At 69.2% G+C, this 20,149-nt stretch carries 22 protein-coding genes and 1 pseudogene; 8 read left to right on the top strand and 15 right to left on the bottom strand.

Annotation, left to right across the window (positions count from 1 at the left end):
- Nucleotides 1-93 precede the first annotated feature (93 nt).
- Nucleotides 94-1,350: an HNH endonuclease signature motif containing protein gene (locus AC0685_RS29605; RefSeq protein ID WP_478228510.1), complete on the top strand. Its 1,257-nt coding sequence runs from the start codon at nucleotides 94-96 to the stop codon at nucleotides 1,348-1,350.
- Between the two features lie 478 nt (nucleotides 1,351-1,828).
- On the opposite strand, the gene AC0685_RS29610 is transcribed toward AC0685_RS29605, so the two are convergent.
- Complete coding sequence (locus AC0685_RS29610) at nucleotides 1,829-2,341, bottom strand: GNAT family N-acetyltransferase (protein ID WP_478228511.1); 513 nt, start codon at nucleotides 2,339-2,341, stop codon at nucleotides 1,829-1,831.
- 21 nt (nucleotides 2,342-2,362) lie between these two features.
- Nucleotides 2,363-3,241 carry an aminoglycoside phosphotransferase family protein gene (locus tag AC0685_RS29615; protein ID WP_478228512.1) on the bottom strand — a complete coding sequence of 293 codons (879 nt, stop codon included), beginning with the start codon at nucleotides 3,239-3,241 and terminating at the stop codon, nucleotides 2,363-2,365.
- A 181-nt stretch (nucleotides 3,242-3,422) separates the two neighbouring features.
- On the opposite strand from AC0685_RS29615, the gene AC0685_RS29620 reads away from it, so the two are divergent.
- Nucleotides 3,423-3,776, top strand: a complete 354-nt coding sequence (locus tag AC0685_RS29620) for a GNAT family N-acetyltransferase (RefSeq protein ID WP_478228513.1) — start codon at nucleotides 3,423-3,425, stop codon at nucleotides 3,774-3,776.
- Here AC0685_RS29620 and AC0685_RS29625 read toward each other — a convergent pair.
- A complete protein-coding gene (locus tag AC0685_RS29625; protein ID WP_478228578.1) occupies nucleotides 3,747-4,172 on the bottom strand; it encodes an acyl-CoA thioesterase in 426 nt (141 codons plus the stop codon). The genes AC0685_RS29620 and AC0685_RS29625 overlap by 30 nt on opposite strands.
- Nucleotides 4,173-4,241: 69 nt before the next feature.
- Nucleotides 4,242-5,126 (bottom strand): annotated as a pseudogene (locus tag AC0685_RS29630) (helix-turn-helix domain-containing protein); the annotation flags it as partial.
- On the opposite strand from AC0685_RS29630, the gene AC0685_RS29635 reads away from it, so the two are divergent.
- Nucleotides 5,044-5,763, top strand: coding sequence for a hypothetical protein (locus tag AC0685_RS29635; protein ID WP_478228514.1), 720 nt, complete (start codon nucleotides 5,044-5,046; stop codon nucleotides 5,761-5,763). The pseudogene AC0685_RS29630 and the gene AC0685_RS29635 overlap by 83 nt on opposite strands.
- 3 nt (nucleotides 5,764-5,766) lie before the next feature.
- On the opposite strand, the gene AC0685_RS29640 is transcribed toward AC0685_RS29635, so the two are convergent.
- Genes AC0685_RS29640 through AC0685_RS29665 form a run of 6 tightly spaced genes read right to left on the bottom strand, consistent with a single transcriptional unit; the run spans nucleotide 5,767 to nucleotide 10,741 of the window.
- A complete protein-coding gene (locus AC0685_RS29640) occupies nucleotides 5,767-6,141 on the bottom strand; it encodes a DUF427 domain-containing protein (RefSeq protein ID WP_478228515.1) in 375 nt (124 codons plus the stop codon).
- A gap of 37 nt (nucleotides 6,142-6,178) precedes the next feature.
- Nucleotides 6,179-6,943 (bottom strand): HAD family acid phosphatase, encoded by a 765-nt coding sequence (locus AC0685_RS29645; protein WP_478228516.1) that lies wholly within the window; start codon nucleotides 6,941-6,943, stop codon nucleotides 6,179-6,181.
- 11 nt (nucleotides 6,944-6,954) lie between these two features.
- Nucleotides 6,955-8,124, bottom strand: coding sequence for a class I SAM-dependent methyltransferase (locus AC0685_RS29650; RefSeq protein ID WP_478228517.1), 1,170 nt, complete (start codon nucleotides 8,122-8,124; stop codon nucleotides 6,955-6,957).
- Nucleotide 8,125: 1 nt separating this feature from the next.
- Complete coding sequence (locus AC0685_RS29655; RefSeq protein WP_125673544.1) at nucleotides 8,126-9,088, bottom strand: class I SAM-dependent methyltransferase; 963 nt, start codon at nucleotides 9,086-9,088, stop codon at nucleotides 8,126-8,128.
- Nucleotides 9,089-9,093: 5 nt separating this feature from the next.
- Nucleotides 9,094-9,873, bottom strand: a complete 780-nt coding sequence (locus AC0685_RS29660) for an enoyl-CoA hydratase/isomerase family protein (RefSeq protein WP_478228518.1) — start codon at nucleotides 9,871-9,873, stop codon at nucleotides 9,094-9,096.
- A gap of 55 nt (nucleotides 9,874-9,928) precedes the next feature.
- Entirely contained in the window at nucleotides 9,929-10,741 is an 813-nt protein-coding gene (locus AC0685_RS29665; RefSeq protein WP_126732852.1) for an ABC transporter ATP-binding protein, read from the bottom strand.
- A 323-nt stretch (nucleotides 10,742-11,064) separates the two neighbouring features.
- Between AC0685_RS29665 and AC0685_RS29670 the strand changes: the two genes are divergently transcribed.
- Complete coding sequence (locus AC0685_RS29670) at nucleotides 11,065-11,613, top strand: cysteine dioxygenase (protein ID WP_478228519.1); 549 nt, start codon at nucleotides 11,065-11,067, stop codon at nucleotides 11,611-11,613.
- Entirely contained in the window at nucleotides 11,610-12,005 is a 396-nt protein-coding gene (locus tag AC0685_RS29675) for a rhodanese-like domain-containing protein (protein ID WP_478228520.1), read from the top strand. Before AC0685_RS29670 ends, AC0685_RS29675 begins: the two co-directional genes overlap by 4 nt.
- A 4-nt stretch (nucleotides 12,006-12,009) precedes the next feature.
- Here the strand turns inward: AC0685_RS29675 and AC0685_RS29680 are convergent, their stop codons facing one another.
- Entirely contained in the window at nucleotides 12,010-12,843 is an 834-nt protein-coding gene (locus AC0685_RS29680) for a hypothetical protein (RefSeq protein ID WP_478228521.1), read from the bottom strand.
- Between the two features lie 104 nt (nucleotides 12,844-12,947).
- On the bottom strand, nucleotides 12,948-15,488 hold the full coding sequence (gene glgP / locus AC0685_RS29685; protein WP_478228522.1) for an alpha-glucan family phosphorylase: 2,541 nt from the start codon (nucleotides 15,486-15,488) through the stop codon (nucleotides 12,948-12,950).
- Between the two features lie 138 nt (nucleotides 15,489-15,626).
- On the opposite strand from glgP, the gene AC0685_RS29690 reads away from it, so the two are divergent.
- Complete coding sequence (locus AC0685_RS29690; RefSeq protein WP_478228523.1) at nucleotides 15,627-17,096, top strand: neutral zinc metallopeptidase; 1,470 nt, start codon at nucleotides 15,627-15,629, stop codon at nucleotides 17,094-17,096.
- A gap of 198 nt (nucleotides 17,097-17,294) precedes the next feature.
- Here the strand turns inward: AC0685_RS29690 and AC0685_RS29695 are convergent, their stop codons facing one another.
- Nucleotides 17,295-18,257: a tetratricopeptide repeat protein gene (locus tag AC0685_RS29695; RefSeq protein WP_478228524.1), complete on the bottom strand. Its 963-nt coding sequence runs from the start codon at nucleotides 18,255-18,257 to the stop codon at nucleotides 17,295-17,297.
- Nucleotides 18,258-18,387: 130 nt separating this feature from the next.
- Here AC0685_RS29695 and AC0685_RS29700 point away from each other — a divergent pair, with 130 nt between their 5' ends.
- A complete protein-coding gene (locus AC0685_RS29700) occupies nucleotides 18,388-18,771 on the top strand; it encodes a hypothetical protein (RefSeq protein ID WP_478228525.1) in 384 nt (127 codons plus the stop codon).
- 1 nt (nucleotide 18,772) lies between these two features.
- Here the strand turns inward: AC0685_RS29700 and AC0685_RS29705 are convergent, their stop codons facing one another.
- Nucleotides 18,773-19,072 carry a thiamine-binding protein gene (locus AC0685_RS29705; RefSeq protein WP_005167823.1) on the bottom strand — a complete coding sequence of 100 codons (300 nt, stop codon included), beginning with the start codon at nucleotides 19,070-19,072 and terminating at the stop codon, nucleotides 18,773-18,775.
- Between the two features lie 87 nt (nucleotides 19,073-19,159).
- Between AC0685_RS29705 and AC0685_RS29710 the strand changes: the two genes are divergently transcribed.
- On the top strand, nucleotides 19,160-19,660 hold the full coding sequence (locus tag AC0685_RS29710) for a MarR family winged helix-turn-helix transcriptional regulator (RefSeq protein ID WP_478228526.1): 501 nt from the start codon (nucleotides 19,160-19,162) through the stop codon (nucleotides 19,658-19,660).
- Nucleotides 19,661-19,725: 65 nt separating this feature from the next.
- On the opposite strand, the gene AC0685_RS29715 is transcribed toward AC0685_RS29710, so the two are convergent.
- A complete protein-coding gene (locus tag AC0685_RS29715) occupies nucleotides 19,726-20,091 on the bottom strand; it encodes a DUF3817 domain-containing protein (RefSeq protein ID WP_478228527.1) in 366 nt (121 codons plus the stop codon).
- Between the last annotated feature and the right edge of the window lie 58 nt (nucleotides 20,092-20,149).

Raw genomic sequence — 20,149 nt, forward strand, 5'->3', positions numbered from 1 at the left:
TAAACCCCCTTCGCGGCTGCCATTTTTCGGCAATTTTCTCCGCTAGGCCGTTTGGACTAGCGCAGGTGTTCGATTCGGGGTAATGTCGGTGTCGTGGCCAGCGACGATACATCCCCGAGGACGTCCACCGAGTGGTGGCGCGTCGATACCGCGACGCTACATGCCCGTAAACAGGAACTTGAGATCCAAAAACGTCAGATAGACGCAGAGCAGAACGCGATCCTGGCTGAAATCAATTCCCGTGGGATTCGCGGGTGTAGTGGTCATTCGACGTTGTCGGCCCTGATATTCGAGGACTTCCTCGTGACCGACAAGGAAGCCGACGCCCGCGCCGACCGGGTCCTCGCTTTGTATCCCGGCCCGTTCATCGGCGGAGACCCCGAACCACCCCTGGCGCCGTTGACGGCCGAAGCTGCCGCCGAGGGCGCGATCGGCGGCAGTCAGATCGACGCCATCATCCGCACCCTGGCACGCATCCCCTCCTCCGTCCCCGAAGAAGACGTGCGTGCGGGGGAGAAGATCCTCGTCGACCTCGCCCGCCGCGCCGGGCCCCGGCAGATCGCCCGCGCCGGGCGCCGCCTGCTGGACAAGCTCGACCCCGACGGGAAAGAACCCCGCAACGAGGACCCCAAAGACACCCGCCCGGAGCTGCGGTTCGTCAAACACCGCGACGGCACCCTCGGCCTCAAAGCCAGACTCGACCTCGAAACCTACGCCCGCCTGAAGTCCGACCTCGATCCGATGGCCAAACCTCACAAGGCCATCGACGGGGTGCGGGATTCCCGCAGCCAGGACGAACGCTACGGGGATGCTTTCACCGACTACGTGCGGTTGAAGACCACCAGCCGCAACCTTCCCGGCCAGGCGGGCGAGGCGACTCACATCCTGGTCACCATGTCCTACGACGACCTCATCCGGGACATCGGCGAAGCGCACCTCGATTTGGTCGGCCCGATCAGCGCCACTGACGCCCGCATCCTCGCCTGCGACGCCCGCGTCCGACCCGGCGTCCTCGGCACCGCAGGCGAACCCCTCGACATCGGACGCTCCAAACGCACCGTATCCCTCGCCCAGAAATACGCACTCACCCTCCGCGATGGTGGGTGTTCGTTCCCGGGCTGCGACATGCCCGTACCCCGCTGCACCGCCCACCACATCGTCTTCTGGCGCCACCACGGCGAAACGAAAATCGACAACCTCGTCCTGCTGTGCACGAAGCACCACCGGTTGATCCACCACAGCGAATGGAAAGTCCAGATCGCCCAAGACGGCCTGCCGGAGTTCACCCCACCCACCTACCTCGACCCCACCGGAACACCAAGGCGGAACACCATGCACCTCAGGACATAAGCCGACCCGATCGGGCCCGGTCGCACACCGGACACAGAGACCTACCAGATCTCTGACTGTCCACGTGAGACGTGGTCCCGAGTCAAAGCACCGATTTGACACTTCGCAAGGCGTCGTGAGTGATAAAGAGCGTTCTAACGCTCTTTATCACTCACGACCCCAGAAAGAAGCATGCCCAGCGGCGCCAATCAGGCATCTGGCGACCAGAGTGTCCAGTGTGGACACAGAGGGCACGGCCGACCCGCCGCCCAGCCCACCCACGAAGGCTCTCAGCCCTTGAGGCCAGCGCGGAATGCCTACAAGACAGGGGCTTGTTCACACCTTGCCCTGCCCTCGATATCCCACCCCCAAGGCGACTGCCCCGCCTTCGCCACGTTGCGAAGCTTCTTTAGCGACACGACCGCGCGCCCCTACCTCAGCCACAGCGCCCCGCCACCCATCGGAAACCCCGGCGTGGGCGAGGAAAGTCCCCTTCACCTCACCTGCCCCCATCCAAACCCGTGACACCAGGCGGAAATCCCTGATCCAACGCCAACTCACCGACCACCTGGTCCCCGCTCATCTCCCCGGTCAACCGGAACCCGAGCTTCAGATAGAAGCGCTCGGGCCCGTCGTCGCCGGGGTGCCAGCAAGCGGTGAGGTGGTCACCGCCCCGGCGGCGGATCTCGGCGGCCACGGCGTCGACCGCGAAACGACCGTAGCCCCGGCCCTGTTCGCCCGCCGCGATGTTGAGCCGCCAGAGGCCCGAGCGGATGTCCGTACCCGTGCCGTCGCCGGCGAAGTCGATGTCCAGGAAGGCCATGAGGAAACCGACCAGCCGGTCACCGTCGAAGATGAGACGGGGCCAAGCGATGCCGGGATGCACGTAGGCCTCGGCGAGGGACTTCACCACCGGCGCGACCAAATGGCTTTGCTCCGGTTGGACCTTCAGTTCGATCGCGGCGTCGAAGTTGGCGGCTGTGACCTCGGCCAGCCTGAGTGTCCTCGTCATACTCGCACCGTAAACCGGTGATCAACTCATTTCGTCCAGCACCGCCTGGATCACGTGCCGCGCGTTTCCCGCCATCGCCTCGTTGGTCTTCCGGTAGTACGGCAGCGCGATCAGTGCCTGCGAGAGCGTCCGCGCGCGGCCGCGGTTCCAGGTCGCGTCGTCGACGCTCAGTGCCTCCCGGAAGACTTCCCTCCCGGAAGAGGGCAAGAGGTTCCACGCCGGGAAGAGGTCGCAGGCCGGATCGCCCGCGCCCATGCAGCCGAAATCGATCACCGCGGAGAGCCGGTCGCCGTCCAGCAGGAGGTTGCCCGGCATCAGGTCCGCGTGCAGCCACACCGGCGCCGCCGATGGCTCGGGCATCCCCAGAGCGTTCTCCCAGAGAGCGAGGACGGCGTCGCAGTCGACGTTCTCCTCAGGGATCGCACGCAGGCGTTCGATCGCCGATCGCGTCTCCGCGTCCAGTGTCGTGAGCGGTCCGCCGCGGTGTGCTTTCGGCGCCTGCGCGGTGGGTATACGCCGCATCGCGAGCACGAACTCGGCCAGGTCTTCGGCCAGCGGTACGGGCCGGCCGAGCGCGTCCGGCCGCGGGTTCTCGCCCGGCAGCCAGCGATACACCGACCATGGCCACGGGTAGCCGTCGGCGGGCAGCCCCGCGCCGAGCGCCTCGGGGATCGGCGTGGGCAGCCGCGACGCGATACGCGGCAGCCACTCCTGCTCCAGCGCCACGTCTTTCGCGCCGCCCTTGGTCAGTGGCAGCCGTACGACCATGTCGTCGCCCAACCGGAACATGGCGTTGACCGTGCCACCGGACGGCCACCGTTCGACCGTCCGTCCGGCCCACCGCGGGAACTGTGCCGCGAGCAGCTTCCGTACCAGGTTCTCGTCGACCACGACGGACATCCAACCACCGCGCGGGCATGCCGATCCTGACCGGCTCCGAGCCGCTCACCCCGGAACTCACCGTCCGTCCGGCCCGGCCGGGCGAGGAGGACGCCGCCTGGCTCGCCGGACGCGGAATCCACCTGTGGCCGCAACGCTTTCCCCGGGAGTCGGTACACCACCAGATCCAGGCGGGCGAGCGTTGCTGGTCGTCAGGCACGGCAAGCCGATCGCGACCTGTGTGGTGACCGAGGCGGATCCCGGACTCTGGGGCGGAAAGACGGAACCGGCCTACTGTCTGGGCCGCCTCGCGGTGGCGCGGGAAGCGGCCGGAGCCGGACTCGGGAACAGGATCATCGACTGGGTCGCTGAGAAGGCCGCGGTTCACCACAAGGCCTTCGTCCGGGTGGCGACCACGAGGGACAATCCGGCCTTGCGCGGGCTCTACGAGCGCAGGGGTTTCGAGCACGTGGCCGACCCGCCCGAGGCGAAATGGCCCACCAGCCTCTACGAAAAGGCGGCCGGGTCACGGCAAGCCGAGGATCTCCGGCCGTGAAGCGTATTTCCGCCAGTGCCGTCCCGGATCCGGGACCAGCCGTCGCCTTTCGAGATCCAGCAGTCCGGAAAGGCTCTCCACCTCGGCCACGACGGCGCCGTCCGGTGTCACGAATTCCTGGACGACCCGGGACACCTTGCCCGGCTCCCAGGTGAACCTGGTCAGGACGTCGATCCGCGCGCGGGCACGCAGTTCCCGGCGGAACCGGATCGTCGTTTCGAGGTTGACCGGGCCGAGGTTCCCGGCCTTGAGCTCCAACGGGTCCACGCCGGCCGCCCAGACGCACTCCCAGCGCGCGTGGTCGGCGTACGCCAAGTAGGCCGGGCCGCGTACGTGACCGTTGATGTCGAGATCGTCGGTGCGGATGTCGATGGTGACGCGGAAAGGTTCGGGCACCTCCCGATCTTCGCCCCGGCGGGCCGCCCAGTCTGGAACGTTTCGGCCAGTCCAGGACCGCACGAGCGCGCCCGGCGACGCGGCCGACAGCCGACGACACTCGCGCCCGAGATGCGACTGATCCGCGTAGCCCACGTCGGCGGCGATGTCAGCGAGCGACGCCTGATCCCGTGCCACGGCCTCGACGCGCTCGAGGAACCGGTGGAACCGCAGCACCCGCTGCAACTCCTTGGGACCGACACCGACGTCGTGCCGCATATGCCGCCGAAGGCCGCGCTCGCTCACACCCAGCGCGGCGGCCACCCGGTCGGTACGAGCACCGGGCGCACGCAGCGCGCTAGCGGCCGCGAGAGACAGCCCGTCCACCTCGACGTCCCGAAGCCTTTCGGCGACCAGCGATTCCAGCACCGATCGCGCCTCACCAGGCGCTCCGCATTCGGCCAGCCTGGCCTCCGCGCGGCGAGCACCAGCGGGCAACAGGTCGCGCAACGGGGTGGCACCCGCTCCCAACTCCGTCATCGGCAGGCCCAGCAGCGCGCCGCCGACGCCGCACCGCAGGCGCAGCCCGGCGGTCCACTCCGCCGGCGGCAGCTCGTGCCGCAGCACCCCGCGCACCGTGGTGACCGCGGCGAGCACCGTCCCGTCCCAGACGAGGTCCACACAGCCGTCCGGGAACACCCGCAGCGGACGACGACAGCCCACCAGTCCCGTCCAGGCGCACTCGACCACGCCGGCCACGGCCGCGACCGGCGTGCTTTGGCGGTACACCGAACGGCCCGAACGGCGACGCAGCGGGACACCCACGTCCGGCAGTATGCCCCCGCCCGCCGACAAGATGCGCTTCACATGATCTTGATGAAGACTTGCCGCCGTGCTGCGACCGGTGCTCGACCCGTCCCCCGCCGAGTGGATCTCCCCCAGGCTCGGCGGGGCATTCGGCGCGGCAGGCCGCACGGTTCCGCGTGGTTACGCGGCCTACGCGCGCCTCTGCCACCCCGCCGAGCGCGACCGTGGTGGCTGGGCGAGCTGGAGCGAAGCCGCCGCCGAAACGGGACGGCGTGCCCATGGCGCCATGCAGTGGCACGCGCTGGTCGGCTCCCCGGATCCGGTGAATCTCACCGGCTCGCTCTGGCGCGGCTCACCGCCGGGGCGCGGCACACTGCCGTCGCACAGTCTCACCGCGCTGCTGGCCGTTCTCGGCGACCACACGTCCGCTTCGGACGCCTGGTTCGGCCTCTGGGACGGCTACGGCTGGGCCGACGAGGCGACGTTGTCCCGCGAGCACCTGGACGCGCCGCGACTGCGCCACCCCGGCCGGGACTACCTGCTCTTCCACGGACCGTTGACGTCCGCGACGGAACTCGGCTGGCGGCCCCGGCCGAACTGGTTCGAGGCGCAGTCGCCCAACCTGTTCTGGCCGGACGACCGCGCGTGGTGCGTGGCCACCGAAGTCGACTTCGATTCGACCCTCGTCGCGGGCGAGGAGGCCCTCGTCGACGCCCTGGTCAAGGCACCGGGGCTGGAGGTCTGGCGGATCGAATCCGACACCTCGCTCGCGGCCGACGGGGACCGGATCAACCAGCTCCCGTGACGGTCAGCGCTCCTCGATCGCGTCGACCTTCGTCGGGTAGAACGCCACGTGGTCCTTGATCTCGGCGACCGCGTCGTGCGGCGCTTCGTAGGTCCAGACGGCGTTCTCGGCGACGCCGTCACCGGTACGGACGCTGTAGTACGACGCGTCGCCCTTGAACGGGCAGTACGTCGAGTGGTCCGTCCGCTCCAGCAGGCCGAAGTCGACGTCGGCACGCGGGATGTAGTGCGCGGGCGGATAGTTCGCCTCCCGCAGCGTGAGCGCGTTCGCGCTGTCCGCCACGACCTTCCCGCCGACCGTGACGACCACGCGCGCCTTGTTCGGCTCCACCGTGATCGGGTGGGCCGCGCTGGGCTTCAACACCTTCTTGTCAGACATACCGGGCACAGCGACGCCGCCCGCGCGGATATTCCCCTCAAGGCAGGTAGTACATCGGATTCGGCAGTTTGACCGGGAACTCGGCGTAACCGCCTTCGAGGTCGCTGAACTGGTCACCGAAGTTGGCGAGGATGGCCGCGCCGGTCGAGGCGATATGCTTCCGCGTGCCCGATTTGTACTGAACGGTGGTGCAGGTCAGCCCGCACGGCAGATAGTCCGGCGCGGTGGTCTTCGGTTTGAAGAACGCCCCCGCCGGCGCCGGGTAGCCCTCGTTCGCGAGGTTCTTGAGCGACTGCGGGCCTTGGAACTCGTTGCGCCCGGTCAGGAAGTAGATCTTCACACCGCGCTGCGCCGCCCAGTTCGCCAGCTCCAGTACGGGCTTGTTCGCGACGAACGTGCCCTTGTCGATCGCTTCCTGCTGTTTCACCGGGTCGAAGCCGAAGTCGTTGTCCGCTTCCCAGCCGTAGGTGACCTCGGCGGTGTCGTCGACGTCGAACACGACGGCGGGGTTCTCGACGCCGCGGTCCAGCCTCCGCGTGAGGTAGCGCTTGGCGTCGTCGACCTGGCGCCGGGTGTCGGAGACGAACCGGCTGCCGTCGGAGTACCGGTGCTTGCCGTCGCTGCCGACGACATCGCCGTAGTAGGCCTTCACGTCGAGCTTGACCTGGCCGATGTTGGCGGGCTCGCGACCGTGCCACCCGGTGGCGTCGCCGGTGTTCGCGACGGCGGTGGCGCCGCCCGCGAGAACGGCCCCGGCGGCCGCGGCGGCGGCCAGTTTCAGCAGACCGGTGAACCGGCTCATGGAAATGCTCCTCACGTCAGCTGTGCGCGGCAAAGGAACGCTACTCCAGAACGACCGATTCTGGTCAGTACCAAAGTAGCTTCTTCACCACCGCGAGGTTTCAGCTTGCGCCGCAAGGCATCCGGGTCTATGTCGAGACCTCGGACGAGGATCTCCAATCGACCGATATCGTGTTTTTTCAGTAATACACGAAGATTCTTCTCGCTGTACGGTCCGTGCTCGAATACCCGGAACGCCCGGATTCCCGGCGGAGGAGTGTCCCCCGTCAGGTACGCGATACGCTCGTCGAGCTGCCACAAACCGTGCCGCGCCGCGTAATGCCGCACGAGCCCGGCCCGGACGACCGCGCCGTCGGGATCGACGATCCATTCACCCGGCTCACACGCGGGGATCTCGTCGGGGTCGGCGTCGGTGACCGTCCACTGTGTACCGTCCGAACGCAGCACCGTCGCCCGGCGTGACACCGTCGAGCCCACTCCGCGCCACAGGCACGCCTCACGGACCTGGCCGTCCAAAGAGACCAGTTCGACCTCGTCCGCCCAGGGCGCGATGGAGAAATCGAGGCCCGGCGCGCATTTGACCGAAAGCTCGCGTCCCGGATAGGCGTCGACCAGTCCGTCCAGCGGCGGCAGGAAATCGGCGGGCTTCCACGCCCGGCGCCCGGCGGAGTCACGGCGGGCGGGATCGGCGACGACGACCGATGCCCGGCTGACCGGCCGCAAGGCGTCGGCCCTGAGCAACGCCGGCGAAACCCCGGCTTCGGAAGCGTTGTGGCGCGCCATCTCCAGGCGGATCTCGTCCAGATCCGAGCCGAGCGCCTTCGAGGCGACGCGGGCGATCTCGATCAGGTCCGCGCCGACGGAACACGTCACGTCGTGGACGTCGCGACCGGCGAGCCGCGCGGCCCGGTGCCGGGCGACCAGCGTGGCGCTGGCCTGCTGGAGGGCGTCGCCGGTGAAGAGCCACGAGCCCGCGGCGTCCAGTTTGGGCGACGACTTCCGCCGGAGCACCACCGTTTCCAGTACCGCGGCCGCGTGGTCCGGGGCGATCCGGCGCACGGCGGCGACGTCGGCGATACGGGTCTTGTCGGTCAGCGGGAGGGCCGAGCATTCGGCGAGCGCCGCGCTTCCCGCGCCGGAGCGCAGGAAGGCGACGTCGTCGAGGGTGAAGTGGTACGGCAACCTACGATCGCTTGGTACCGGTGATCATCACGTTGTAGAACAGCTCGCGCGGCAGCACCTTGGCGAGCAGCTTCTTGTCCAAAGCGGACAGCCGCAGCCACAGCCGGTACGCGAACAGACGCCAGCGCAAGGTCAGCTTCTCCTGCGGCACGGCGGCTTCGAAGGTCCGGATCGGCCAGCCCGCGAGCGCCGCGGCGAACTCCTCGGTGACCGCGCGGACGTCCTGCGCGCCCGCGCCGCGGGCCATCGACTCCAGTTCGGACGGGTCGAAGGTGTGGATGTCGACCACGGCCTCCAGCGCGGCCGCGCGGGAGGACTCGTCGAGTTCCTCCTGCGGACGCCGCCAGCCGTTCAGCACCGGGAGCTTGGTCAGGTTGGTGGTGAGGTACCACGTGATCTGGCCGAGCTTGCGCGCGTAGAAGTCGCCGACCTTGGTCGGCTCGCCCGCGAAGACGAACCGTCCGCCCGGCTTCAGCACCCGCAGCACCTCGGCGAACGCCGCGCGGACGTCCGGGATGTGGTGCAGCACGGCGTGCCCGACGACGAGGTCGAAACTGTTGTCCTCGTACGGGATCCGCTCCGCGTCGGCGACCCGGCCGTCGACGTCGAGGCCGAGGTTCTCGGCGTTGCGCAGCGCGACCTGCACCATGCCCGGCGAGAGGTCGGTGACCGAACCCTTCTTGATCACCCCGCCCTGCATCAGGTTGAGCAGGAAGAAACCGGTACCGCTGCCCAGTTCCATCGCGGTCGGGTACGGCTGGCCGTCTTCACCTGCGACGGCGTTGAACACGTCCGTCGCGTAGGAGATGCAGCGCTCGTCGTAGGAGATGGACCACTTCTCGTCGTAGGTCCCGGCTTCCCAGTCGTGGTAGAGCACGTTGGCGAGCTTAGGGTCGTCGAAGGCGGCCTTGACCTCTTCGGCGGTGGCGTGCGGATTCGGCGCCGGATCGTTCACCTGCGTCATCGCGCTTACTTCCCCTCGAAGGTGGCCTTGCCAGGACCGTTTTCGATGAACGACTTCATGCCGTCGCGCTGGTCCTCGGTCGCCCAGAGCGCGGCGAAGAGGTGGGATTCGAGCTTGAGACCGCTCGCGAGGTCGGTGTCGAGACCACCGTCGATGGCGGCCTTCGCGGCGCGCAGCGCCACGGCCGGGCCGTTCGCGAACTGCGAGGCCCACTTGTGCGCGGCGGCGTAGACGTCGTCCGGCGCCACGACCTCGTCGAGGATGCCCAGCGCGAGGGCCTCCTCGGCCTTCACGAAACGGCCGGTGAACACGAGGTCCTTGGTCTTGCTCGGGCCGATGAGCCGCGCCAGGCGCTGCGTGCCGCCGGCGCCGGGGATGACGCCGAGCTGGATCTCCGGCTGGCCGACCTTGACGTTGTCGCCGGCGATCCGGCGGTCGGCGGTCAGCGCGAGTTCGAGCCCGCCGCCCAGCGCGTAGCCGGTGATGGCCGCGACGACCGGCTTCGGGATGTTCGCGATGGTGGCCAGCGACGCCGTCAGCGCCGCGCCGAACTTCGCGATCTCCGGGTAGGTGCGCTCGGCCATCTCCTTGATGTCCGCGCCACCCGCGAAGGTCTTCTCGCCGCCGTAGAGGATCACGGCGCGCACGTCGTCGCGCTCGGAGGCCTCACGGGCCGCTTCGGCCAGCTCGGCCTGCACCTGGTTGTTCAGCGCGTTGACCGGCGGGCGGTCCAGCCGGATCGTGCCGACCCCGCCTTCGACCTCGAGACTTACGAACTCTCCCACGCCGTCCTCCTTAACCGTCCAAGACAGATTGCAGGCTACCGGTCAGTACGACCCGTCAGCGGCGACGGGCGAAGAAGCGATCACCGGACCGTTCGAGCAAGAGGTCCTGATCGAACGTCTTGGACAGGTTGTCGCTGGTCACGACGTCGTCCACGAGTCCGGAAGCGACCGCGCGGCCGTCGCGCAGCAACAGCGCGTGGGTGAACCCCGGCGGGATTTCTTCCACGTGATGGGTGACGAGCACCATGGCCGGGGCCTCGGGGTCGAGTGCCAGCTCCGAAAGGCGGGCGACGAGGTCCTCGCGGCCGCCGAGGTCTAGCCCGGCGGCGGGCTCGTCGAGCAGCAGCATTTCCGGGTCGGTCATCAGCGAACGCGCGATCAGCGTCCGCTTGCGCTCGCCTTCCGACAGTGTGCCGAAGGTGCGGTCGGCCAGGTGCGCGATGCCGAGGGCGCCCAGGAGCTCCATGGCGCGGTCGGTGTCGAGGCTGTCGTACTCCTCACGCCAGCGGCCGACGACGGCGTAACCGGCGCTCACCACGACGTCGACGACGCGCTCCTCGCCCGGCACACGCTGGGCGATCGCGGCCGAGGTGAACCCGATCCGCGGGCGCAGCTCGAAGATGTTGACCTTGCCGATCCGGTCGCCGAGCAGGTCGACCGTTCCGGTGGTCGGGTGGAGTTCGGCCGCGGCCAGCCGGAGCAGGGTGGTCTTGCCCGCGCCGTTCGGGCCGAGCACCACCCAGCGCTCGTCCAGTTCCACGGTCCAATCGAGGTCGGCGAGGAGGTCGTTGCCTGTTCGGCGGACCCCGACACCGGTCATCCTCACCACGAGGTCGTCAAGTTCGCTGGGCTGGATCGGCTCGCTCACGCGCCCATTGTGTCCGCACTCGCGCGCGTGTGTGCACCGGGCCGCCGGTCGGTGGAAAGCGGCTGGTCCAGGAAGTGGGACGAAGCGACCCTTGGCGGGACACTGTGGCACCATCGACGGCGTGATCAGGTCCGTGTCCGCCGCCTTCCCCGTCATCGGGGGCTCTTTCTGGCGCCGCCGGACCATCGACCTGCTCCTCGTCGCCTCGTGCGGGTGTACCACCGCGCGACACGGCTGAGTCCCCGCTCTTCCGACGGCACCCCCGTGTCGCGCCGCGCTCGGCCCTGCTTCCGCGCCCGCGAACCTTCACGAGGAGCCTCTCCGTGACCACGTCCATCACGCCCCGCCAGGATTTCGAGATCCACCCGCAGCTGGCCGATCCGCTGCTCCCCGAACTGCTGCACCCCGATCGCCTGCTCTGGACGTCCCGCGAACTGGCCGAGCTGACCTCCACGGTCACCACCGAGCTGACCTCGGGCCTGCGCGGCCTGCTGCGTTTCGACCCCGATCACCGCTGGTGGGCGCGGCTCGCGCTGACCGACGGCGTCGAACTGTGGCTGCTGTCGTGGCTGCCCGGCCAGCAGACCAAACCGCACGACCACGGCGGCGCTTCCGGTTCGTTCACCGTGCTGCAGGGCGAGATCGGCGAGGAGTACCGCTACCCCGGCGGCCCGGTCCGGCGCCGCACCCACGTCGCGGGCGAAGGCATCGGCTTCGGCGCGGGGCGGGCGCACCAGGTGACCGGCATCGGCACCGAGCCCGCCGCCAGCGTCCACGCCTACTCGCCGCCGCTGGTCGCGACGCGCGAATACGCCACGCTCGCCGACGTTCCCGCCGAGATCCCCTCGCTCACCCCGATACCGGGCCGATGAGCGCGATCGACGCACTGCTGGCCACCGCCCGGTCCGGTCTGGACCGGGCGGAGCCCGAGCGGGCGCTGCGGCTGCAACGCGACGGTGCCCTGATCGTGGACATCCGCCCGTATGTCAACCGGGCCGAAGAGGGCGAGATCCCCGGCTCGGTAGTCGTCGAGCGGATCCACCTCGAGTGGCGGCTCGCGCCGGACAGCGAATGGCGGCTGCCGGAGGTGAAACCGGACTCGACGGTGATCGTCGTGTGCAACGAGGGGTACTCGTCGAGCCTCGCCGCCGCCGACCTGCAGCGGCTCGGCCTGCCGGGTGCCACCGACCTCGAAGGCGGGTTCCGGGCCTGGCGTTCGGCGGGTCTCCCGATCCGGGAGGGCGGCACCCCCGCCGTTCCCTGAACCGCTACCGGCGGACCGCCAGCCTGGCGACCGACTCCGGGGAGAGCGGGAGCGCGGCGTGGATCCCGGCGCCTCGCGTCGGCCTGGGGTTGACCAGCACGCCCGTCGCCGCGGCACGGCCGGCGGCCGCGAGCACGACCTCACGGCCGGTCCGGTGCCGGATCCGGCCCCAGCCCATGCCGGTGACGGCGCGGTACTCGGCCAGCAACCGCTCGTCGGTGAAGACGCAGAGCCAGTCGCCGTGCGCGCCGAGCCGGGCCGGGACCGGGGCGCCGGCTTCGTCCGCCGGGCCGCACACCGTGCCGTCGAGGAACATCCGCATGACCGAGGGAACGGGGTCGCGCGGAGCGCCACCGGGCTGTTCCGGTCCCGGGCGGACGTTCTCGGCGATCCACCGCGAAGCGAGCCTGAAGTCTTCGCCGGTGAGGTCCTCCTGGAAACCGTCGAGACTGTTCTTGACGCTCCCCAGGAAGTCGTAGAACCGCCGGGTGCAGGTCCGCTCGGAGACCGGCACCCGGCCACGGCCGACCATGGTCCTGATCCGCCCGACCATGCCCGCCCCGCCGTGCACCGGATCCACGCCGAGGTTGTAGGCGGTCCAGACGATCTCGGGCATGAGCGGGTCGGCGAACCGCTCGAGAACGCGGTTCAGCCGCAGAAGAACGATTTCGCGCACCCGGCCGGGCTCGGCGTCCTCGGCGATCCCCCAGATGCCCCGCAGTTCCGGCCCCAGCGCTTGGCTCAGCCCCTCCTGCCGGATCCCGGCGCGGGAGTGGACATGGTGCAGCCGGTCCTTGGCTCTGCGCGATGTTTTCGTTTCCTTAGCCGAAGCCACCATTCCTCCGCCGTTCGGGAAGGGCCCGGCAAAGTGTATTTCACCTGGCCGTTCCGCATTGTCCGGCGGAAATCAGGAATCGGCGGCTTCTTTTGTTCGGTACCGGCCTAAGCGTGGACGACCCGCGCCAGTTCCGCCGGCGTGGCCAGCAGACGGTGTTTCGGCAGCACACGGACGGTGTAACCGATGGAGCCGGGATGCGGCAGTTTCAGCCGCGCCGCGAACGCGCCGATCCCGTCACCCGACATCGGGACGGTGACGGGGTCACTCAGTTCGTCCCCGTCACCCACCTTCCCGACGACGGCCTGAACGTCCACTTCGGACGGTTCGAGTCCGGCGAGGTCGATCCGCGCCCGGATGGTCACCTCGGTCCCGGTGACCATCGGCGCGGAGTCCTCGACGAGCAGTTCGGTGTCGAAGATCCGCACCCGCGGCCAGGAGACGTCCAATTTGGTCCGGTAGTCGGCCAGCGACAGCGCGCCGCGGTATCCGTCGCCGGTGGCTTCGGCGACCATGCGCGAGGCGGGCAGATACCCCGATTCGACGTACTCACGCACCATCCGCGAAGCCTGCACGCGCGGCCCGAGGGTCTCCAGCGTGTGCCACACCATCGACATCCAGCCGCCGGGAACGCCATCGGCGCCGCGGTCGTAGAACAGCGGCGCGATCTGGTGGCCCAGCAAGTCGTAGAGCGCGGCGGCCTCCAGTTCGTCGCGGCGCAGCGGGTCGGTGACGCCGTCCGCGGTCGGGATCGCCCAGCCGTTGCTGCCGTCGTAGCACTCGTCCCACCAGCCGTCGCGGATGGACAGGTTGAGGCCGCCGTTGAGCGCGGACTTCATCCCCGAGGTGCCGCACGCCTCCAGCTGCCGCACCGGCGTGTTCAGCCAGACGTCGCAGCCGCGGTAGAGGTAGCGCGCCATGGACATGTCGTAGTCCGGCAGGAAGACGATGCGACGCCGGACCTCGGGATCGTCGACGAACCTGACGATCTGCTGGATCAGCTGCTTGCCGCCCTCGTCGGCCGGATGCGACTTGCCCGCGACGACGAGCTGGATCGGGCGCCGCTCGTCCAGCAGCAGCGCGCGCAGGCGATCCGGGTCGCGCAGCATCAGCGTGAGCCGTTTGTACGTCGGCACGCGGCGCGCGAAGCCGACGGTCAGCACGTCCGGGTCGAAGACCGTGTCGGTCCACCCGAGTTCGAGCGCGGACGCGCCACGCTGCATCCAGGCGGCCCGCACCCGGCGCCGCACCTCCGCGACGAGCTTCTCGCGCAGCTCCCGTCGCAGCGCCCACAGCTGCTCGTCGGTGACGCCGTCCCGCAGCGGCTTGCCCTGACCGCCGTCGAGACCCAGCTCCTCGTGGTTGCGCCCGAGCAGCGCGCTCAGCTCGCGCGCCACCCAGGTCGGCCCGTGGACGCCGTTGGTGACCGACGAGACCGGCACCTCGTCGAAGTCGAACCCGGGCCACAGCCGCGAGAACATCCGCCGCGACACGCGACCGTGCAGCGCGGAGACGCCGTTCGCGCGCTGGGCGAGCCGAAGTCCCATGTGCGCCATGTTGAACAGACCGGGGTTGTCCTCCGCGCCGAGCGCGAGCACGCGGCGCGGGTCGACGTCCGGGACCAGCCTGCCGTCGGTGAAGTACCGCTGGACGAGGTCGACAGGGAACCGGTCGATCCCGGCGCTCACCGGGGTGTGCGTGGTGAACACGGTGCCGGCGCGGACGGCGGGCAGCGCCTCGTCGAACGCCAGCCCGTCGGCCTGGATGATCTCGCGGGCGCGTTCCAGCCCGAGGAATCCGGCGTGGCCTTCGTTGGTGTGGAACACCTTCGGCTGCGGATGCCCGGTCAGCTCGCAGTAGCGCCGCACCGCGCGGAAGCCGCCGATCCCGGCCAGGATCTCCTGGCGGATGCGATGATCGGCGTCGCCGCCGTACAGCCGGTCGGTGACCGCTCGCAGGTCCTCGTCGTTGGCCTCGGTGTCGGTGTCCAGGAGCAGCAGCGGGATCCGGCCGACGCGGGCCTTCCAGATCTGGGCGTGCAGTGTGCGCCCGGCGGGCATCGCGACGTCGACCAGCACCGGCTTGCCGCCGTCGGTCACGAGCTCCAGCGGGAAGGCGTTCGGATCGATCACCGGGTAGTGCTCGACCTGCCAGCCGTCGAGCGACAGCGCCTGCCGGAAGTACCCGGCGCGGTAGAGCAGCCCGACACCGACCATCGGCACGCCGAGGTCCGACGCCGCCTTGAGGTGGTCCCCGGCGAGCACGCCGAGGCCGCCGGAGTAGTTCGGCAACGCCTCGGTGACCCCGAACTCCATGGAGAAGTACGCGACGGCGGGCGGGAGGTCGGCGTCGTCCTGCTTCTGGTACCAGCGCGGCTCGGCGAGATAGCGGTCCAGATCGGCGACCGCCTCGCGCGCGTGGGCGAGGAAGGCGTCGTCGACGGCGAGTTCGTCGAGCCGGGCCGGTGGCAGGGCGGTGAGCATCCGCAGTGGGTCGCGGACGCGGTTGAACAGCTCCGCGTCCATCGACGCGAACAGGTCGCGCGTGGGCGGGTGCCAGGTCCAGCGCAGATTCGTGGCGAGGTCACCGAGGCCGGAGAGCGACTCCGGCAGGCTCGCGCGGACGGTGAACCGGCGGACTGCTCTCATGAGGAGCGACCATATCGGCAGCGCCCCTCCCCCGCTCAAGACCCACTTCGGGGATTACCTGCACGCGGGCCATAAGCGCTGGGTAGGGTCCCTGCTTGCCGGAGTACGCGGCCCGGTCGGGGCCCTGACGACAAGCGAGTGAACATGATCCAAGGGGGAGCGCGGGGTATACGCCGCCCGGCTCTGATCGCGGTCGTGACGGTGCTGGCCCTCGGGCTGAGCGCTTGCAGCGACAAGGGAGGCTCGACCGGCCAGCAGGGCAGCCAGCCGGGCGCCGGTGACATCGCCGGTCTGCCGGTCACGCATTTCGAGAGCGGGCTGAAGCCGAACGCGCCCAAGCCGGACCTGCAGGTCCGCAACGAGGACGGCTCCGAAGACGACCAGCTCGCCATCGCCGCGATCGCCGACGCGCAGGCCTACTGGACCGAGGTCATGCCGCGCGACTTCGGGCAGCCGTACGAGCCGCTGAAGTCACTGCTGTCCTACAGCGCGAAGACCGACAACGAAGAGACCGAATGCGGGAGCGTCAAGAAGCTCGTCAACGCGTTCTACTGCCCGCCGGGTGACCTGGTGGCGTGGGACCGCGGCGTGCTGCTGCCCATGCTGCGCGAACGGTTCGGGAAGATGGCGGGCGCCGTCGTACTCGCGCACGAACTCGGGCACGCCGTGCAGTACCGGCTCGGCGAGAAGGCCAGCATCAAGAAGAACACCCCGTCGATCGTCAAGGAGCAGCAGGCCGACTGCTTCGCCGGCGGCTACTTCCGCTGGGTCGCCGAGGACAAGAGCAAGTTCTACCGCGTCTCCACATCCGAGGGCCTCAACCAGGTCATGGCGTCGCTGTTCCTGATCCGCGACCAGGCTGGCACCAGCGCGACCAAACAGGGCGCGCACGGCACGGCGTTCGACCGCACGTACGCGTTCCAGGTCGGGTTCGAGAAGGGCCCGAAGGAATGCGCGGCGATGAACGAGGAGAACATCAAGGCGCGGATCACCGAGCGCCCGTTCGACAAGGGTGACAAGGGCAAGGGCGACTCGAAGTTCAATGCCGAGGTCGTCGGGATCCTCAAGAAGAGCCTGGACAAGGCCTTCGAGGGCGCCGGCGTCCCTGGCCCGGAGATCACCGAGGACGGCAACGGCAGCTGCCCCGGCGGCCCGAGCACCCCGCCCGCGTCGTACTGCCCGTCGAACAACACCGTCAGCATCGACATGGCCAAGCTGCGCGAACTCGCCCAGCCGGTCGACCAGCAGGCGGAATGGGAAAGCGGGCACAGCGAGGGCAAGGGCGACTTCGCCGCGTTCTCGGAAATCGCGTCCCGGTACGCGATGGGCATCCAGAAGGGTGTCGGCGCGTCGATCGACAACGCGAACGCGGGGCTGCGCACCGCCTGCCTGGTCGGCGCGTGGGCGAAGGCCAGCACCGTACCCGGCGCGACGCTGCGGCTTTCCTCCGGCGACCTCGACGAGGCCATTTCGGACCTGCTGAGCCCGGAGAGCCTCGTCTCGGCCGACGTCAACGGCAAGCGCGTGGACAACGGTTTCGAGCGGATCGAGGCACTGCGGAAGGGCTACCTGGAGAGCTCGTCGGTCTGCTCGACCCAGTACGGCTGATCGGTCCGGTCACCGCTCCCTGAAGTGCCATGAAAGGTCCTTTCCTTGCAAATTTTGCAAGGAAAGGACCTTTCATGGCGTTCGGGCGGGGGCGAAACCTGGCTCGGGAGCGCACGGGCTGGACGCCCCCGGGTACATGAAGGCCCCCTTCCTTGCGCCTGGCGCAAGGAAGGGGGCCTTCATGTACCGAAAGAAACCTCAGTAGAGCGCGCTCGCCAGATCCCGCCGCGCCTTCATGACGCGCTCGTCCGCCGAGTCGAACAGGTCGAACAGCGCTACCAGGTGCTCCCGGACCTTGTTGCGCTCGTCGCCCGCGGTACGCCGCACGACGGCGATCAGCCGCGCGAAGCCCGCCTCGGGCTGCTGCCCCGCTACTTCGAGGTCGGCGGCGGCGAGCTGGGCGTCGAGGTCGGCCGGGTCGGCGTCGGCCTTCGCGACCGCGTCCGGGCCCGCGGCCTCGGCGCGGGCGGTGAACTTGACCTGCGCGAGCGCGGTCTTGGCCTCCTCGTTCGCGGGCTCGACGTCGAGGATGCGCTCGTAGGCCGCCTGCGCCGCGGCGAAGTCACCGCGTTCGAAGGCCTCTTCGGCCTCGGTGAACCGCGGATCCTCCGGCACCTCGACACCGCCGCCGTTCTGCTCGGCGGCCTTGATGCCCGGCAGCCGGTCGCGCAGCGCGTCGAGCAGCGAGCCGAGCCACTTGCGGATCTCGGGTTCGGGCAGCGCGCCCGAGAACGCGTCGACCGGCTGGCCGCCGCCGATGGCGATGACCGTCGGGATGGACTGCGCGCCGAAGAGCTGCGCGATGCGCGGGTTGGCGTCGACGTCCACCTTCGCGAGCACCCAGGCACCACCGGACTCGGCGGCGAGGCGCTCCAGCACCGGGCTGAGCTGCTTGCACGGGCCGCACCATTCGGCCCACAGGTCGACGACCACCAGCTGCTGCAGGGAGCGCTCGACGACCTCGGCCTGGAACGTCGCCTCGGTGACGTCGATCACGGCGCCACCCACGGCGGGGGTGGCACCGTCTGTCGGGCGAGGTGGGGCAGGAGGCTGTTTCTGGGGCGCCTCGGCACGCGCCTTGAGCGCGGAAAGGTCGACCGCGCCGGAAAGCGCGGCGGAGAGGGCCGCCGTCTTCGATGCTGATCCGCGTGGGTGTGTCACGGTTCCATCCTGGCACGCATCCCCGAGCGTTTCACCGCATGCCCCCGGCTACCCGCTTGGCAGGACGGTCACGTTCCGGCAGGCTCGCCACGAGGGGGTGATCGACATTCCGACACGCAGGACGGCCACGGTGGCAGTCGCGATCGCCATCGCCATCACGTGGGTGAGCGTCATCACGGTCCTGATCGCCCATCAACCCGACCCCGGTGTCGCCAGTCCCGGGCAACTCCGGGAGGCCCTCACCGCCGCGCTCAACGAACACGACGTCGAGGCCCTCTCCGAACTCATCGACTATCCGCCCGCTTCGGCGGGCGACTTCGCGAAGTCCTATATCGACGCGCTGGCCGACCGTGGCGCCCACGACGTCACGGTGAAGTTCGCCCCGGACGATCTCGCGCCGACTTCGGCGACCGTCAGCGGAAAATTGGGCGACGGCAGTTCTTTCGGCTATCCGGTGGCCATCACGGTCAAGGACAGGCTGTGGCTGGTCTCGTTCACCCCGCCACTCCCCTGACTCATTCGCTCAGGTGCTTCTCGACGCGCTCCACCTTCGCGGTCAGCTGGCCTTCGTAACCCGGCCGGATGTCGGCCTTGAGCACCAGCCCGACCCGCGACGAACCCTCGCCCGCCGCCTCGACGGCCCGCTTGACGACGTCCATCACTTCGTCCCACGAACCCTCGATGTTCGTGAACATGGCGTTGGTCGAATTCGGCAGGCCGGACTCCCGCACCACTTTCACCGCACGGGCGACCGCTTCGCTGACCCCGCCGTCTTCCTCGGCCGCGGACGGGCTGACACTGAAGGCCACGATCATGTTCTGCTCCTCGTTCAGACGCTTTTCCCACGCATAACACCCGGTGGTGCGGCGTGGCACGGGTACCCGCTGGTAACTTCGAGCGCCATGAGCCGTCCGTTGCCGTTCGACCCGATCGCCCGCGCGGCGCAGCTGTGGGAGGCCCGTATCGGGCCGTCCGAGACCATGGCCGCGGTGACCGGGATCATGCGCGTGCAACAGATCATCCAGTCCGCGGTGGACGGTGCGCTCAAACCGCACGGGCTGACCTTCGCCCGGTACGAGGCGCTCGTCCTGCTGACCTTCGCCCGCGCGTCCCGGCTGCCGATGCGCGTGATGGGCGAGCGGCTGCAACTGCATCCGACGAGCGTCACCAACATCGTCGACAGGCTGGAGAAGGACGGCCTGGTCAAGCGCGTGCCGCATCCGACCGACCGCCGGACCACGCTGGTCGAGATCACCGGCGAAGGCCGCGCACGCCGCGAAGAGGCCACGAAGGCGGTCACCGAAATCGACTTCGGGCTGACCGGGCTCACCGGCAAGCAGACCGAGCAGCTGACCGACCTGCTCACCAAGGTCCGCAAGGCCACCGGCGACTTCACCGAATAGCGCGTGAAGGCCCCCTTCCCTCGGCTGAGCCGAGGGAAGGGGGCCTTCACGCGCTTAAAAGAAGATCAGGCGGCGGCGGTTTCCGGGGTCTTGGCGAACAGGCCGACCCCACCGTGCGAGAGCCGCTGCGGGCCGTCCAGCTTGCCGTTGCGCAGCGCCCAGGACTCGAACAGCCAGGTGAACAGCGGCGGGATGCTGGAGAGCAGCGCGAGGATCAGGGTCTTCGGGCGCCAGCCGAGCGGCTTCGCCACGGACAGGGAGACCAGCACGTAGAGGACGAACACGACGCCGTGCACCATGCCGAGGACGGGAACGCCGCCCTCGCCGAGCTTGACGCCGTACTTGAGGAACATCCCGACCAGCAGCCCGGCCCACGAAAGGGCTTCGGCTACCGCGGCCACGCGGAATACTAGAGCGGCCTTGCTGGACACTTTCTCCTCCTGTGGGGTCTCACCACTGTGTGTGTCTAAATGACTACGTCCGACGAGC

It is taken from the genome of Amycolatopsis sp. NPDC043889 (genome assembly GCF_056435645.1).

Bases quoted from the DNA above. Each gene is read 5' to 3' on its own strand.
- AC0685_RS29615 (WP_478228512.1), bottom strand. From the start codon at position 3,241: ATGTCCGTCGTGGTCGACGAGAACCTGGTACGGAAGCTGCTCGCGGCA.
- AC0685_RS29680 (WP_478228521.1), bottom strand. From the start codon at position 12,843: ATGGTGGCTTCGGCTAAGGAAACGAAAACATCGCGCAGAGCCAAGGAC.
- AC0685_RS29610 (WP_478228511.1), bottom strand. From the start codon at position 2,341: ATGACGAGGACACTCAGGCTGGCCGAGGTCACAGCCGCCAACTTCGAC.
- AC0685_RS29710 (WP_478228526.1), top strand. From the start codon at position 19,160: ATGAGCCGTCCGTTGCCGTTCGACCCGATCGCCCGCGCGGCGCAGCTG.
- AC0685_RS29675 (WP_478228520.1), top strand. From the start codon at position 11,610: ATGAGCGCGATCGACGCACTGCTGGCCACCGCCCGGTCCGGTCTGGAC.
- AC0685_RS29655 (WP_125673544.1), bottom strand. From the start codon at position 9,088: ATGACGCAGGTGAACGATCCGGCGCCGAATCCGCACGCCACCGCCGAA.
- glgP (WP_478228522.1), bottom strand. From the start codon at position 15,488: ATGAGAGCAGTCCGCCGGTTCACCGTCCGCGCGAGCCTGCCGGAGTCG.
- AC0685_RS29640 (WP_478228515.1), bottom strand. From the start codon at position 6,141: ATGTCTGACAAGAAGGTGTTGAAGCCCAGCGCGGCCCACCCGATCACG.
- AC0685_RS29645 (WP_478228516.1), bottom strand. From the start codon at position 6,943: ATGAGCCGGTTCACCGGTCTGCTGAAACTGGCCGCCGCCGCGGCCGCC.
- AC0685_RS29705 (WP_005167823.1), bottom strand. From the start codon at position 19,072: ATGATCGTGGCCTTCAGTGTCAGCCCGTCCGCGGCCGAGGAAGACGGC.